5 protein-coding genes, 1 tRNA gene and 9 pseudogenes are annotated in these 16,417 nt (G+C 46.7%); 13 read left to right on the top strand and 2 right to left on the bottom strand.

The annotated features are described in order from the left end of the window. Positions 1 to 1,070: 1,070 nt before the first annotated feature. From XZ46_RS05610 to XZ46_RS37960, 8 genes and pseudogenes are all read left to right on the top strand, one after another. Positions 1,071 to 1,697: a TetR/AcrR family transcriptional regulator gene (locus XZ46_RS05610; protein ID WP_006669869.1), complete on the top strand. Its 627-nt coding sequence runs from the start codon at positions 1,071 to 1,073 to the stop codon at positions 1,695 to 1,697. 84 nt (positions 1,698 to 1,781) lie between these two features. Next, positions 1,782 to 1,871: transfer RNA gene (locus XZ46_RS05605), tRNA-Ser, on the top strand. A 570-nt stretch (positions 1,872 to 2,441) separates the two neighbouring features. Next, positions 2,442 to 3,518, top strand: coding sequence for a site-specific integrase (locus XZ46_RS05595; RefSeq protein ID WP_006621107.1), 1,077 nt, complete (start codon positions 2,442 to 2,444; stop codon positions 3,516 to 3,518). A gap of 827 nt (positions 3,519 to 4,345) precedes the next feature. Then, positions 4,346 to 5,222, top strand: a protein-coding gene (locus tag XZ46_RS31755; protein WP_108614679.1) for an IS630-like element ISAtsp1 family transposase whose coding sequence is annotated in 2 segments (ribosomal slippage) — positions 4,346 to 4,675 and positions 4,677 to 5,222 — 876 coding nt in all. Because the reading frame shifts where the segments join, the coding sequence is not laid out codon by codon here. Between the two features lie 203 nt (positions 5,223 to 5,425). After that, on the top strand, positions 5,426 to 6,325 hold the full coding sequence (locus tag XZ46_RS05580; protein WP_048895373.1) for an IS630 family transposase: 900 nt from the start codon (positions 5,426 to 5,428) through the stop codon (positions 6,323 to 6,325). Between the two features lie 83 nt (positions 6,326 to 6,408). Beyond that, positions 6,409 to 7,285 (top strand): IS630-like element ISAtsp1 family transposase gene (locus XZ46_RS31750; RefSeq protein ID WP_157883425.1). Its coding sequence is split into 2 segments (ribosomal slippage): positions 6,409 to 6,738 and positions 6,740 to 7,285, totalling 876 coding nucleotides; the frame shifts between segments, so codons are not numbered across the junction. An 18-nt stretch (positions 7,286 to 7,303) separates the two neighbouring features. Further along, positions 7,304 to 8,206: pseudogene (locus XZ46_RS05565) on the top strand (IS4-like element ISAtsp3 family transposase); the annotation flags it as partial. Between the two features lie 7 nt (positions 8,207 to 8,213). Further along, positions 8,214 to 8,545: pseudogene (locus tag XZ46_RS37960) on the top strand (HNH endonuclease); the annotation flags it as partial. 67 nt (positions 8,546 to 8,612) lie between these two features. Here XZ46_RS37960 and ltrA read toward each other — a convergent pair. Both ltrA and XZ46_RS38220 read right to left on the bottom strand, forming a co-directional pair. Beyond that, a pseudogene (gene ltrA, locus XZ46_RS05560) lies at positions 8,613 to 10,146 on the bottom strand (group II intron reverse transcriptase/maturase); the annotation flags it as partial. A 957-nt stretch (positions 10,147 to 11,103) separates the two neighbouring features. Next, positions 11,104 to 11,258 (bottom strand): annotated as a pseudogene (locus tag XZ46_RS38220) (reverse transcriptase N-terminal domain-containing protein); the annotation flags it as partial. Between the two features lie 572 nt (positions 11,259 to 11,830). On the opposite strand from XZ46_RS38220, the pseudogene XZ46_RS31735 reads away from it, so the two are divergent. From XZ46_RS31735 to XZ46_RS31725, 5 pseudogenes are all read left to right on the top strand, one after another. Next, a pseudogene (locus tag XZ46_RS31735) lies at positions 11,831 to 12,711 on the top strand (IS630 family transposase). A 165-nt stretch (positions 12,712 to 12,876) separates the two neighbouring features. Next, a pseudogene (locus XZ46_RS33900) lies at positions 12,877 to 13,138 on the top strand (hypothetical protein); the annotation flags it as partial. 63 nt (positions 13,139 to 13,201) lie between these two features. Continuing rightward, positions 13,202 to 14,083: pseudogene (locus tag XZ46_RS31730) on the top strand (IS630-like element ISAtsp1 family transposase). Between the two features lie 81 nt (positions 14,084 to 14,164). Next, positions 14,165 to 15,049 (top strand): annotated as a pseudogene (locus tag XZ46_RS05525) (IS630 family transposase). Between the two features lie 170 nt (positions 15,050 to 15,219). After that, positions 15,220 to 16,407, top strand: a pseudogene (locus tag XZ46_RS31725) (ISNCY-like element ISAtsp9 family transposase). Positions 16,408 to 16,417 lie beyond the last annotated feature (10 nt).

Below are 16,417 nucleotides of genomic sequence, written 5' to 3'. Positions count from 1 at the left end.
GTTTCTGGTTTAGATCATAGTTTCTATATTGACATACTCCCCCGTCAACTGCTATCCATGAAAAATACTATTCGTGAACTACAATGTCTCATCCACTCTTGACTCTGGCGAATTGCCTATCATACCATCAACTCAGGGTTTTGATAATTATCTCCCCCACAGCTTGGTAGGGGTCGAAAGGGAAGTCGCCTTCCCCAACTCCCATTCAAAACCGTGCTTGATACTTTCGCATCACACGGCTCCTGATGTGGATACCCTATTGTCAGTAGGAACAGGGTTACTACCCCCTGCTTTATAACTTCAACTTTGGGAGCTATATACACTACGTAGTCTTTAAACTCGCTCTGGTCATAAGCACTCCTACTTGTCGCAGTCTCTATATCCACACCGTGACTAGTGGGCATATCCCAACCATTACAGTTAGGCATTAGCTTTCAGTCACATCCCTTCCCCTTATGGGCATACGCTTACACTTTTTACTACTCTACGAGATGTACTCGTAGAGAGCCCAATAGGGGTTTAAACGTTCCGTATATATGGGCATTCCATCTTTAGATTTGTCCTATCCACCGGGGTATCTTTAAAGGTCTGTGTAGGTAGTAAATTGAGCCTCCTACTTTTCCCCTTGTCCTTTTGGACGCAGCGTGTCAACCTATTTCGCTGCTTCATAATTACGATGGTTCAAGCCAGACATTCGGTTTCCCTAATCATGGATGGTTGGCAGTGGTCGGATTTTGGGAATGGGTTTTCCTTCACGCCTTCCGTTCCCCGCTTAAATCCCAGATTTGTGATTTCTGAAACTTGGGGTGGCTATCGCCTTTACTCTTTCCCATAATCGCCCCAAGTGAGTTATAATACTCCTCCTAGGTAATACTTGGATGGTACATTGCGATTTCTTAAAATGAGATTGACCTTGAGTTCCCTGCCTTGCTTAGAGTCACGACTTCTAAGCGTTGGGACATATATACAGTTAAGGGGTAAACTGGTCGAGTTAGTTTATCTCCCTCTAGGAGGTTATTTCAGGCATTGCAGCCTTATTTCACTCCTAAACGTCTCGCACCAATTTATTTATGAACATCTTTAATCAATCTCCACCCCGAGAAGTTGACATACCTACTCGTATCCTGAAAGCGGCGACTAAACTTTTTGCGCGACGTGGCTATGAAGCAACTACTATCAAGGACTTGGCTGCTAAGGTGGGAGTGGCGGAGGGGACTATATTTCGCTACTTTCCTAATAAAAAGGCGATTTTGGTCGAGGTCGTGACTCAGGGATGGGTGGAGATTTTGACGGATTTACTCACAGAATTGAGTGAAGTCGCTAATTATCAAGGGATTTCACAAATTATGCGACATCGGATGATGGGTCTGCATAGTAACGCCGATTTACTGCGGGTTTGTTTCCTAGAAGCGCAGTTTCACCCGGAATTGAGCGATCGCATTCAGTCAGAAATTATTGCTAAAATGACAGACGTGGCTGAGGCTTTCTTTCAAACCGCCATCGAGAAGGGGGTTTATCGTCCCATGAATCCCCGTATCGTCGCCCAGGTATTTTTGGGGATGTTTGCTGTAGCTGGCTTCAGTTATCGCACTATTATTGACCCAGCCGCCTCCCCCAACGATATGCAGGAAATGGCTGAAGGACTCACTGATATTTTTCTCAATGGGATTATTAACCGAGAATCAACGGGCCATTAAAATCTCTGGGAAGGTCGAGCAAATTTTTTGGCGACAAGACTAGACTTATTTTTGAGAATCAGTTATAGTAGAATGATGTCACTGGGAGAGGTGGCTGAGTGGTCGAAAGCGGCAGATTGCTAATCTGTTGAGGGGTGTTCAGCCTCTCCGAGGGTTCGAATCCCTCCCTCTCCGTTCACAATTAACCTGGTGGGGAAAAACCAACAAGGCGATGAGTCTCTTACCTAATGTTTGCAAACAGTTACCCATTCACACCGACAAGTATTTGGGTTAATCCGTTGTCTGTGGCTCCTTCTCAATAAGGCCATAGAAAAAACGAGCATGGAGGGATTTGAACCCTCCATAAAAGCTATAACCCTTATTCTACCGCCATTCTAATGCGCTCAATGGCGATCGCACATTTAGGAGTTAGTGCCAAATGAGTGCAAGTATAAACAGTACACACAGTGGTACATATCAAGGCTTTCAAGACATTCTTGAGTTTTTTAATCTATCCCGCAAACAATGTCCCAAGGGTGTCAGGATTAAACGTAACCGGGGGACAATCCAACTAGACATCACCACTGACCCGGAAACGGGGGGCGTAAACAACGGGGATGTAATTGTCAGTTCACTTCTGAGGGTATCCGCAAGGCTGTTGACAAGGCTTGGCTAGTCCATAAATCCCTTGATGGACAATTCCAGTCAGTATCTGAATGGTTGGACTGGTACAAGGCTACTATCCTTGATGAGTCCAAAGTTCCCATGGAAAACGACTTAATCACTTATCGTCAAGTATTCAAAGACATGGAGGATGATTACTTTAATGGGGTACATCGTAACACCAAGCGAAAACGTTCCCGCGATATGGCTAGTGACCGGAAATCTTTCCGACGTTGCTTCACCCAGGTATTCGATCAAGTCACAGATTGGGATACTTACGTTAGTTGGGAAGGTATCAAAGAAGCACTGTATAGTCCACTACCAGACGGTAACAACCCAGTAGGACATAAAGACTTTAAAGACAGATACTACCGGTTAAAACAGGTAGCAGAACGCGCTGGACGCAAGAAAGCACTGGAGAAATTAGAAAAGATTGACCCTACTCAAACAGTATTTGCTGAATCCCAAAGTATAGACTTGGATACCTTGTTAAGTTTGCTAGACAAGGAACGCAACACTGATTATGGGCGGTCAACAGAAAACCAGGCACGTGATGGTTGGTGCTGGGTGTCGGCAATGTGTGCTTTATACGGGTTGAGACCGTCAGAAGTTGCGGCAGGTCAAAACTTAACCAAAGCCATTACGGTTGACGGTATCACTTTCCCGGCTGTATCTGACCCTAACAACCTTGAGTTAGTGCTGGTTATTGGTGAGTTTACTTACTTTGGTGGTAGCACCAAGACAGGTTGGCGGTTAGCTATCCCAATGTCAAAAGACAAGACTCTGATTAACCGCCTAGGAATTCATAACGTCTGCTTACCTATCACAGAATCCAAAGACCCTAGCAAGTTTAACGATAATCACCGCAAATGGTTAGAACGTCACGATTGGGGATTCACTCAAACTTATGCTTTCCAACACCTTGGTAACCAACTAGGAGAAATGAACGGGATACCACAAGAAATCAGAGCGCGTTCATTTGGTCATAGTGTTGCAGTTAATGACAGCAAGTACAAAAAACGCCGCCACCTGGCTACAGAGTTAGGTATCCTGACACGACATCAAAGGCAACCATTGCCACTAGATATGGGGAAACAAGCCTTAATTAATATCGGTATCAATCCAGATTTACCAGAAGTTAAGGCAATTCTTAGGGCAATATATCAACTCGATGATTAATCCCCAATAAACCCACAACACAATACCCTCTAGGCTAAATACCTAGGGGTTTTTTTTGCACTAACTCCTAAATGTGCGATCGCCCTTGAGTGCACTAGAGTAACGGTAGAATAGGGGTTATAGCCTTTATGAAGGGTTCAAATCCCTCCAGGCTCGTTTTTTCTATGGCGTTACCCTGACGGCGATAGCGGGAATTCACTTAACCCGATAGTCGTACCGTCACACTCAAAATGCACTCCATTCAGTCTTAGCACACGGGACAATTAGTGCATATCCCTTAGCAACAAATCTTAATTATTGACGGGTTAATCAATAAGCACAACTTAATCAATCTGTCAAATACCCATATCACCCCCTAAACCCGACAAGTGATAGGGTAGCTCCCTTGTGATACCCGTCAATGGCAAGCCTATCGGTTCGTTCGTCACCATTGACTGCTATCACATCGGTCACTTCCCCAATAGTACTTGTTCCGGTTATGGGGGGAGGGTATGATTCAAAGTCAACACGATAGCCGTAGGTAGCCGTAGAGGGGAACCTTCTAAGTAATCAATGTACAAAGATATCAGACCGCCTTTCCGTGGACTATACCTATAGGTAAACCTATGAGATGAGCGATCGCCTATCCGGTTATCTATGGGTCTGATTCATAATCTCCGGTGAGGGGAAACTATGGGCTATCATCTACCGACTCCAACCCGATACCCCTAAACAACTTTTCAACTGGTGACAATTACCGAGATGGGAATCGATACCCACATATAGCACAAGACAGAACACACTTAGGACGTATAATGGAGAGGACGAGATGACTAAGAAGACCAAAAATGCCAGCCCCCTATAGTTACGACCTCAGACAAAAAGTTATTGATGCCATTGAACTAGACGGTATGCCCAAAACAGAAGCCAGTCAAGTTTTCCATGTCAGCAGGAACACCATTAATCTCTGGCTGCAAAGAAAAGCACAGACCGGAGACTTCCTCCCTAAACCTCATCACCGACCTGGCAATAACCACAAAATTACCGACTGGCAAAAATTCAAGGCTTTTGCCCAAGAGCATGGCGACAAAACAGCAGCTCAAATGGCTGAACTTTGGGATGACGACATCTCTCCTCGCACCATATCCAGAGCCTTGAAGAAAATTGGCTTCACCAGAAAAAAAAACTTACGGCTACCAAGAACGTGATGAGCAACAGCGAGAGGAGTTTATGGCTCAGATTGAACAGATGGAGCCGGAAGAAGTGGTCTACCTCGATGAAGCCGGCATGAATAGTCAGGACTCGGATTACCCTTATGGTTACTGCGAGGAAGGAAAACGCTTCCATGCACTCAAATCAGGGAAGAGGCAGGGCAGGGTAAGTATGATAGCCGCATGGTGTCATCAACAACTCTTAGCTCCCTTTAGCTTTGAGGGTTGTTGTAATCGGACAGTGTTTGAGTTGTGGTTGGAGTTCATCTTAATTCCAACATTGAAGCCAGGTCAGACTCTAGTATTGGACAATGCAACGTTTCATAAAGGGGGACGGATTGCTGAACTGGTGGAGGCAGCTCAATGCCGTTTACTCTATCTACCACCTTATTCGCCAGACCTCAACAAGATAGAGAAATGTTGGTCGTGGCTGAAAGCCCGTATTCGCCACTGCATTGAGCAGTTTGATTCTCTCCATGATGCCATGGATTCCGTTCTCAAAGCTGCGTCCTAACCACCTTGACCAATGCTATAATCCTCAGCAAGTCTCCAATCTTTGATGGTAATCATCCCGTGCGGAAACCGATACCAACATAATCAGTTCACCCCCAAAATCTTAGTCGTAGGTTGTAGGTAAAGCTATCTGTTAGGGGTCAAGTAGTTATGGGTAATATAGCACAAGACAGAACACTTAGGACGTATAATGGAGAGGACGAGATGACTAAGAAGACCAAAAATGCCAGCCCCCTCCCCTATAGTTACGACCTCAGACAAAAAGTTATTGATGCCATTGAACTAGACGGTATGCCCAAAACAGAAGCCAGTCAAGTTTTCCATGTCAGCCGGAACACCATTAATCTCTGGCTGCAAAGAAAAGCACAGACCGGAGACTTCCTCCCTAAAGCTCATCACCGACCTGGCAATAACCACAAAATTACCGACTGGCAGAAATTCAAGGCTTTTGCCCAAGAGCATGGCCACAAAACCTCCGCTCAAATGGCTGAACTTTGGGATGACGACATCTCTCCTCGCACCATATCCAGAGCCTTGAAGAAAATTGGCTTCACCAGAAAAAAAACTTACGGCTACCAAGAACGTTGGAAGCAACAGCGAGAGGAGTTTATGGCTCAGATTGAACAGATGGAGCCGGAAGAAGTGGTCTACCTCGATGAAGCCGGCATGAATAGTCAGGACTCGGATTACCCTTATGGTTACTGCGAGGAAGGAAAACGCTTCCATGCACTCAAATCAGGGAAGAGGCAGGGCAGGGTAAGCTATATAGCCGCATGGTGTCATCAACAACTCTTAGCTCCCTTTAGCTTTGAGGGTTGTTGTCATCGGACAGTGTTTGAGTTGTGGTTGGAGTTCATCTTAATTCCAACATTGAAGCCAGGTCAGACTCTAGTATTGGACAATGCAACGTTTCATAAAGGGGGACGGATTGCTGAACTGGTGGAGGCAGCTCAATGCCGTTTACTCTATCTACCACCTTATTCGCCAGACCTCAAGAAGATAGAGAAATGTTGGTCGTGGCTGAAAGCCCGTATTCGCCACTGCATTGAGCAGTTTGATTCTCTCCATGATGCCATGGATTCCGTTCTCAAAGCTGCGTCCTAACCACCTTGACTAATGCTATATAGCACAAGACAGAACACTTAGGACGTATAATGGAGAGGACGAGATGACTAAGAAGACCAAAAATGCCAGCCCCCTATAGTTACGACCTCAGACAAAAAGTTATTGATGCCATTGAACTAGACGGTATGCCCAAAACAGAAGCCAGTCAAGTTTTCCATGTCAGCAGGAACACCATTAATCTCTGGCTGCAAAGAAAAGCACAGACCGGAGACTTCCTCCCTAAACCTCATCACCGACCTGGCAATAACCACAAAATTACCGACTGGGAAAAATTCAAGGCTTTTGCCCAAGAGCATGGCGACAAAACAGCAGCTCAAATGGCTGAACTTTGGGATGACGACATCTCTCCTCGCACCATATCCAGAGCCTTGAAGAAAATTGGCTTCACCAGAAAAAAAAACTTACGGCTACCAAGAACGTGATGAGCAACAGCGAGAGGAGTTTATGGCTCAGATTGAACAGATGGAGCCGGAAGAAGTGGTCTACCTCGATGAAGCCGGCATGAATAGTCAGGACTCGGATTACCCTTATGGTTACTGCGAGGAAGGAAAACGCTTCCATGCACTCAAATCAGGGAAGAGGCAGGGCAGGGTAAGTATGATAGCCGCATGGTGTCATCAACAACTCTTAGCTCCCTTTAGCTTTGAGGGTTGTTGTCATCGGACAGTGTTTGAGTTGTGGTTGGAGTTCATCTTAATTCCAACATTGAAGCCAGGTCAGACTCTAGTATTGGACAATGCAACGTTTCATAAAGGGGGACGGATTGCTGAACTGGTGGAGGCAGCTCAATGCCGTTTACTCTATCTACCACCTTATTCGCCAGACCTCAACAAGATAGAGAAATGTTGGTCGTGGCTGAAAGCCCGTATTCGCCACTGCATTGAGCAGTTTGATTCTCTCCATGATGCCATGGATTCCGTTCTCAAAGCTGCGTCCTAACCACCTTGACTAATGCTATACAAGCGATTACAACGTTTTTTTCGGCAATTCAAATTTGACCGGGCAGAGATTGCCCGTTTCGTCGTTAGCCTCATTGACATTCCCCAACCTTGGACTCTTAGTCTCGACCGCACCTGTTGGTTTTTCGGTCAAACCCATTTCAACATCTTGATGTTGGCAGTCGTCCACGAGGGGATTGCCTTTCCCCTGCTGTGGACGATGCTTGACAAAAAGGGCAATAGCAACAGTGGCGAACGCATGGACTTATTCGACCGCTTCGAGGCACTATTTCCTGACGTGGAGGTGGCTTGTCTGACCGCTGACCGGGAATTTGTGGGGCGAGATTGGCTCTCGTATCTTCTCATCGACCCCGAGGTTCCTTTCCGCCTACGCATCCGCCACAGCGAGCTGATTAGTCCTAAGTTAGGAGGAACTCGGCGTAGCGGCGAACGAATGTTTGATTCTCTGCGACCCGGAGAATTTCGCCAGCTTTCGGGTCGCCGTTGGGTTTGGGGACGGCAGGTTTACGTCATTGGCTCTCGTCTGGCTGATTCGGGGGAGTTGTTGATTCTCATCACTAACGCTTGCCCCGAAACGGCCCTCCCCGACTATGCTCGGCGTTGGGGTATTGAAAACCTCTTCGGAGCCTTGAAGACTCGGGGCTTCTGTCTCGAATCGACTCACTTTAAGGACCCTGAGCGCTTGAGCCGTTTATTGGCTTTGCTTAGCCTGGCTTTTACTTGGGCTATGAAGGTGGGTTTGTGGATTCACCAAGGTTCACCCATTCCTTTGAAGGCTCACGGACGACGCTCCCAGAGTCTTTTCCGCACTGGCTTCGATTTTCTACGCCGCACTTTCTCTAATCTGCCTTTGTTTTCAGGGCGGTTTCACCAGGCTCTACAACTTTTGTCCTGTACTTAACGCACGGACACCAATAGTCAGACATACCCTAGTGAGACCGAACGCAACACCATACGACGGAAACTGGACATACTGGGCAACCAGAAAAGGACAAGCAATTGGAACACCAACAAGGATAGCAAAACTACTCAAGAAACAGAAAGGTAAGTGTAAATGGTGTGGACAATACTTTACACCATCAGACGTAATTGAGGTTCACCATATTGTACCTCGATGCCTAGGCGGAAAGGATGTATACAATAATCTTCAATTACTACACCACCACACCCGCGATGACAAGACAGCCCTAGACTAGACAAGGCTAAAGCTGTATCCATAACAATGGAACAGTCAGACTAGGAGCTGTGTGAGGTGAAAGTCTCAAGCACGGTTTTGAATGGGAGGGAATGGAGGCGACTCCATTCTCGACCCCTAATGCGTTGGCGTTGTCTAGTGCCGTCTTATTATCGCGGGTGTGGCGATGTAATAGTTGAAGATTTTTGTATTCACCCTTTCTACCGAGGTTTCGAGGTACAATGTGGTCTACTTCAACTAAATCCGATGGCGCGAAATACTGTCCACACCAAGTACACCTACCTTTTTGCTTTTTGAGTAGTTTTGCTACCCTATTAGGCGTTTCAATTGCCTGTCCTCGTCTGGTTGCCCAGTAAGTCCAGTTTCCGTCGTATGGTGTTGCGTCAGGGCGCACTAGGGTATGTCTGACAATCGGAGTCCAATTATGTTGCCATAATGTGAGTCCATCCTTAGTCTGGAACAACCAAGATTCATGTCTTTCTTTCCCATTGCTAAGTTTAACCGTTCCATTTCTGAAATAGTTTCCTAGCTTATCGTGGCTTGCCTTTCCGCATCTTGATACTGTCCATGCCCGTAACATTAACCCAACTTTGTTGTCCAGTTTATTGAAGGTCTCTGTTGAGACTACCGCTGAATAATAGTTTGACCATCCTCGAATAATCGGGTTTAGTCTGCTAATCAGGGCTGACTGGGGTGCGGTTTTAAGTTGTTTTATTGCACCTTTAATCTCTTCTGTGTGGGCTTTAACTGCTTTATTGCTGGGTTTAATGCAGGTTTTGTGACCGATTAATCGGCTTGTCCTTCCCCCTATTTTCCCAGATTTATATTTCCCAACAGGATATTGCCTAATGGTGAATCCTAGAAAATCAAATCCTGGCTCCTCTGTTTTGCCATTGTACTCAATGGGTTTGAGCGTGTGACAGATTCGGGTCTTTTCAGGTTTTATTTCTAGTCCCACAGGTTTTAACCATTCGGAAATAGCAGTTTTGCACTGTTCAATGATTTCGAGTGATGGGGATATCACTACAAAATCATCGGCGTATCTTATAACAGTAGCCTGCGCTCTGTTTGCTTTCTTAGGATACATTGTCTCTATGAACCTAACCATTCCCAACAGTGCGATGTTGGCGAGTATTGGACTTATTACCCCTCCTTGGGGTGTCCCTGTTTCTGTATCATCGAAAACGCCGTTATCTAGCACGCCCGCTTTGAGCCATTGTTTTAGGTCTCTCTTTAGGCTGCTTGGACAATGAATTTTGGACAGTAGGTAATCATGGTTCACGGTAAGAGCATTTTGCTATATCTGCATCGAGAACATAGTATTGTCCTTGATTTATGGCACTGTAAATTATACCAATTGCATCTTGGGCTGACCGTCCGGGACGGAACCCATAGCTTGTGCCTTCAAATCTCGATTCCCATTCAGGTTCGAGAGCCGATTTAACCAAGGCTTGCCTTGCTCTGTCTTGGATTGTGGGTATTCCTAGAGGGCGTTTTTCATCCCTGCCGGGTTTTGGAATCCACACCCGTCGCAGTGGTTTTGCTTTGAGGTTTCCCTTAATGCTCTCCACAAGTTCAAACCTTTGTCTTGGAGAGATTGCTCTCATTCCATCAACTCCAGCCGTTTTCTTGCCTTGACCCGCTTGGGGGGCGGGTTTATTAAGCTGACTGTTGGGAAGCATGGCTGACCGTGGAACCCGCCCCTACAGCCGCACTGCTAAGAGTCGGGTTATGGTCGAAAGGGAAGTCACCTTCCCCAACTCCACTTCAAAACCGTACTTGAGACTTTCACCTCATACGGCTCCTAATGTAGATACCCTTTTTGTCACTAGGAACAGGGTTACGAACCCCCGCTTTATGATTCCAACTTTGGGAGCTTGGCATACAACTCGTAGTCTTTAAACTCGCTCTCGTCATATTACTCCTACTTGTCGCAGTCTCTATATCTACACCGTGACTAGTGGGCATATCCTAATCATTACAATTAGGCATTGGCTTTCAGTCACATCCTTTCCCCTCAATGGTATACGCTTACACTTTTCACTACTCCTTGTGAGTAATATTGCTCACTTTTTTGATAAGGAGAACCAATGAGGAGTTTAAACGTTCCGTTTATATGGGCATTCCATCTTTAGACTTGTCCTCTCCACCGGGGTACTTAAAAAGGTCTGTGTAGGTGTTTTATGCAAAACCCTACTTTTCCCCTTGCTCTTTTGAGCGCAGCGTGGCAACCTATTACGCTGCTAAATCATTACGATGGTTCAAGCCAGACATTCGGTTTCCCTAGTCATGGATGGTTGGCAGTGGTCGCATTTGGTAGTAGGTTCTACCTCACGCCTTCCGTTCCCCGCTTCAATCCCAGAATCGTGTATCCTGAAATTGGGGGTGGCTATCGCCTTTACTCTACTCTCTACTCCCTGATTTCTCAGTTTGTTTATGACCTTGAGTCCCCTGCCTTGCTCAGATTTCTCCAAGCGTCGGGACATATAAACAGTTATGGGATGGTCAGGATACGAGTCCCTTATATTCCACCAAGGGGTGGAAGTCCCACTAGGAGGCTATTTCGGGCATTGCATCCCTATTTCACTCCTAAACGTCTCGCACGCATAATATGACTTTACCAATAGACGTTGCAACCTTCTTGCCTTCGCGTCCTGTCCCGATTTAGCTGCTTGGAATAGAATATCCTCTTTTGGAGCTTGAAAACTTTCCTCTGGACTTTCGCCCAAGGGATATTAGGGGTCGAGATAGACCTCACGGTCTATCCCTCCCACTCAACTCAGAACCGTACATGAGACTTTCACCTCATACGGCTCCTAATTTGACTGGTTATGGTCGAAAGAGAAGTCACCTTCCCCAACTCCAATTCCAAACCGTGCTTGCGAGTTTCCCAGCACACGGCTCCTGATGTAGATACCCTATTTGTCAGTAGGAACAGGGCTACGACCCCCCGCTTTGTAACCTCAACTTTAGGAGCTATATACAACGTCGTAGTCTTTAAACTCGCACTCGTCATCAAACTCTTAATTGTCGCGGTCTCTATATCCACACCGTGGCTAGTGGGCATATCCTAACCATTACAGTTAGGCATTAGCTTTCAGCCACATCCTTTCCCCTTAAAGGTATACGCTTACACTTTTCACTACTCCACAGGTACATCCTGCCGAGAGCCTAGCCTAAAAGGGGTTTAAACGTTCCGTTTATACGGGCATTCCATCTTTAGACTTGTCCTGTCCACCGGGGTAATTTTAAAGGTCTGTGTAGGTATAGCACAAGACAGAACACTTAGGACGTATAATGGAGAGGACGAGATGACTAAGAAGACCAAAAATGCCAGCCCCCTATAGTTACGACCTCAGACAAAAAGTTATTGATGCCATTGAACTAGACGAGACGGTATGCCCAAAACAGAAGCCAGTCAAGTTTTCCATGTCAGCAGGAACACCATTAATCTCTGGCTGCAAAGAAAAGCACAGACCGGAGACTTCCTCCCTAAACCTCATCACCGACCTGGCAATAACCACAAAATTACCGACTGGCAGAAATTCAAGGCTTTTGCCCAAGAGCATGGCCACAAAACCTCCGCTCAAATGGCTGAACTTTGGGATGACGACATCTCTCCTCGCACCATATCCAGAGCCTTGAAGAAAATTGGCTTCACCAGAAAAAAAACTTACGGCTACCAAGAACGTTGGAAGCAACAGCGAGAGGAGTTTATGGCTCAGATTGAACAGATGGAGCCACAAGAAGTGGTCTACCTCGATGAAGCCGGCATGAATAGTCAGGACTCGGATTACCCTTATGGTTACTGCGAGGAAGGAAAACGCTTCCATACACTCAAATCAGGGAAGAGGCAGGGCAGGGTAAGTATGATAGCCGCATGGTGTCATCAACAACTCTTAGCTCCCTTTAGCTTTGAGGGTTGTTGTAATCGGACAGTGTTTGAGTTGTGGTTGGAGTTCATCTTAATTCCAACATTGAAGCCAGGTCAGACTCTAGTATTGGACAATGCAACGTTTCATAAAGGGGGGCGGATTGCTGAACTGGTGGAGGCAGCTCAATGCCGTTTACTCTATCTACCACCTTATTCGCCAGACCTCAAGAAGATAGAGAAATGTTGGTCGTGGCTGAAAGCCCGTATTCGCCACGGTATTGAGCAGTTTGATTCTCTCCATGATGCCATGGATTCCGTTCTCAAAGCTGCGTCCTAACCACCTTGACTAATGCTATACTTCACGCCTTCCGTTCCCCGCTTCAATCCTGGGGTTATGATTCCCAAAATTGGGCAGCAATTCTCATTTTGGCGAAAACCTGTTCAAGTCCCCAGCATCCCTGTATCGTAATGACATCTAAGAAACCCAGGAGGGCCAGAGCCGTTGAAAAAGCCAGGTTGCTTTGAGACTCTAGTCGGTTCTTTCCGCCAGTGCTTGTCATCGCTACCGGACAAGCGCCGGGGTAAAAATCGCCGCTATGGAATGGAGGATGCCGCTTTAAGTGCGTGAGCGTGTGTTTTTTACTCAAACTCCGTCGTTTCTGGCTTATCAACGTCTGATGGAGGGGAGTAAAGGCAAGAGCAATGCCCAAAGTCTGTTTGGAGTTCATCGAATTCCCTGTGATCACCAGATTCGGGACTTATTATAGCACAAGACAGAACACTTAGGACGTATAATGGAGAGGACGAGATGACTAAGAAGACCAAAAATGCCAGCCCCCTATAGTTACGACCTCAGACAAAAAGTTATTGATGCCATTGAACTAGACGGTATGCCCAAAACAGAAGCCAGTCAAGTTTTCCATGTCAGCAGGAACACCATTAATCTCTGGCTGCAAAGAAAAGCACAGACCGGAGACTTCCTCCCTAAACCTCATCACCGACCTGGCAATAACCACAAAATTACCGACTGGCAAAAATTCAAGGCTTTTGCCCAAGAGCATGGCGACAAAACAGCAGCTCAAATGGCTGAACTTTGGGATGACGACATCTCTCCTCGCACCATATCCAGAGCCTTGAAGAAAATTGGCTTCACCAGAAAAAAAAACTTACGGCTACCAAGAACGTGATGAGCAACAGCGAGAGGAGTTTATGGCTCAGATTGAACAGATGGAGCCGGAAGAAGTGGTCTACCTCGATGAAGCCGGCATGAATAGTCAGGACTCGGATTACCCTTATGGTTACTGCGAGGAAGGAAAACGCTTCCATGCACTCAAATCAGGGAAGAGGCAGGGCAGGGCAGGGTAAGTATGATAGCCGCATGGTGTCATCAACAACTCTTAGCTCCCTTTAGCTTTGAGGGTTGTTGTAATCGGACAGTGTTTGAGTTGTGGTTGGAGTTCATCTTAATTCCAACATTGAAGCCAGGTCAGACTCTAGTATTGGACAATGCAACGTTTCATAAAGGGGGACGGATTGCTGAACTGGTGGAGGCAGCTCAATGCCGTTTACTCTATCTACCACCTTATTCGCCAGACCTCAACAAGATAGAGAAATGTTGGTCGTGGCTGAAAGCCCGTATTCGCCACTGCATTGAGCAGTTTGATTCTCTCCATGATGCCATGGATTCCGTTCTCAAAGCTGCGTCCTAACCACCTTGACTAATGCTATAGCACAAGACAGAACACTTAGGACGTATAATGGAGAGGACGAGATGACTAAGAAGACCAAAAATGCCAGCCCCCTATAGTTACGACCTCAGACAAAAAGTTATTGATGCCATTGAACTAGACGGTATGCCCAAAACAGAAGCCAGTCAAGTTTTCCATGTCAGCAGGAACACCATTAATCTCTGGCTGCAAAGAAAAGCACAGACCGGAGACTTCCTCCCTAAACCTCATCACCGACCTGGCAATAACCACAAAATTACCGACTGGCATAAATTCAAGGCTTTTGCCCAAGAGCATGGCCACAAAACCTCCGCTCAAATGGCTGAACTTTGGGATGACGACATCTCTCCTCGCACCATATCCAGAGCCTTGAAGAAAATTGGCTTCACCAGAAAAAAAACTTACGGCTACCAAGAACGTTGGAAGCAACAGCGAGAGGAGTTTATGGCTCAGATTGAACAGATGGAGCCGGAAGAAGTGGTCTACCTCGATGAAGCCGCCATGAATAGTCAGGACTCGGATTACCCTTATGGTTACTGCGAGGAAGGAAAACGCTTCCATGCACTCAAATCAGGGAAGAGGCAGGGCAGGGTAAGTATGATAGCCGCATGGTGTCATCAACAACTCTTAGCTTAGCTCCCTTTAGCTAGCTTTGAGGGTTGTTGTAATCGGACAGTGTTTGAGTTGTGGTTGGAGTTCATCTTAATTCCAACATTGAAGCCAGGTCAGACTCTAGTATTGGACAATGCAACGTTTCATAAAGGGGGGCGGATTGCTGAACTGGTGGAGGCAGCTCAATGCCGTTTACTCTATCTACCACCTTATTCGCCAGACCTCAACAAGATAGAGAAATGTTGGTCGTGGCTGAAAGCCCGTATTCGCCACTGCATTGAGCAGTTTGATTCTCTCCATGATGCCATGGATTCCGTTCTCAAAGCTGCGTCCTAACCACCTTGACTAATGCTATACTTCACGCCTTCCGTTCCCCGCTTCAATCCTGGGGTTATGATTCCCAAAATTGGGCAGCAATTCTCATTTTGGCGAAAACCTGTTCAAGTCCCCAGCATCCCTGTATTGTATCGTAATGACATCTAAGAAACCCAGGAGGGCCAGAGCCGTTGAAAAAGCCAGGTTGCTTTGAGACTCTAGTCGGTTCTTTCCGCCAGTGCTTGTCATCGCTACCGGACAAGCGCCGGGGTAAAAATCGCCGCTATGGAATGGAGGATGCCGCTTTAAGTGCGTGAGCGTGTGTTTTTTACTCAAACTCCGTCGTTTCTGGCTTATCAACGTCTGATGGAGGGGAGTAAAGGCAAGAGCAATGCCCAAAGTCTGTTTGGAGTTCATCGAATTCCCTGTGATCACCAGATTCGGGACTTATTAGATGCCGTGTCCCCAGAGCACCTGTTTCCAGTGTTTGAGGAGATCCTACAAGTCTTGGAAGCCCAGGGGCAGTTAGAAGACTTCCGTTGCCTAGGGGACAGTCTATTAGTCGCGTTGGATGGCACGGAATACTTCAGTTCCGACAAAATTCACTGTCCCCACTGTTCAACGCGCACCCAGAAGTCAGGAAAAACCCATTACTTCCATAGTGTTGTCACTCCAGTCATCGTCTGTCCGGGACAGAATCATGTGATTCCCTTAGTCCCCGAATTTATCGTGCCCCAAGATGGTCATGATAAGCAAGACTGTGAGAATGCCGCCGCCAAACGCTGGCTATCGAGGCAAGAACAATGCTTGAGGGCTTTGAATGTCAAGGTTTTAGGGGATGACCTCTATTGCCACCAACCGTTGTGTCAGCAGTTTTTAGAGCAGCAACTTAACTTCATCGTCGTCTGTCGCCCCGAGTCTCATACTACCCTCTATGAACACCTAGAGGGCATCGAACTCCCGACCCTCACGACCAAGAAGTGGACTGGACTGGTCAAGTCGAGAAAACCTATACCTACCGCTATCTCAACGGAGTCCCCCTCAAAGATAGCGATGAGGCCCTGTTGGTTAACTGGTGCGAACTTACTGTCACCACCGCTGATGGCCAGGTAACCTATCACAACTCCTTTGCCACGAATTATCCTCTCAGCGATGAGAATGTAGCCGAGGTGGTTCGGGCCGGGCTGACTCGTTGGAAAGTTGAGAATGAGAACAACAACACTCTCAAGACCAAGGGCTACCATCTCGAACACAATTTTGGCCATGGCAAGCAGCATCTTTCTTCCTTGCTGGCGACCCTCAACATCCTCTCGCTGCTCTTCCACACCCTGCTGGAGTTGCTCGATAACAAGTACCAGTTGCTACGAGCGCACTTATAGCACAAGACAG

The organism is Limnospira indica PCC 8005 (genome assembly GCF_000973065.1).
GTDB classification, from domain to species: domain Bacteria; phylum Cyanobacteriota; class Cyanobacteriia; order Cyanobacteriales; family Microcoleaceae; genus Limnospira; species Limnospira fusiformis.
The sequence above is the reverse complement of the archived record's forward strand: the minus strand, read 5'-3'. Positions and strand labels throughout refer to the sequence as shown.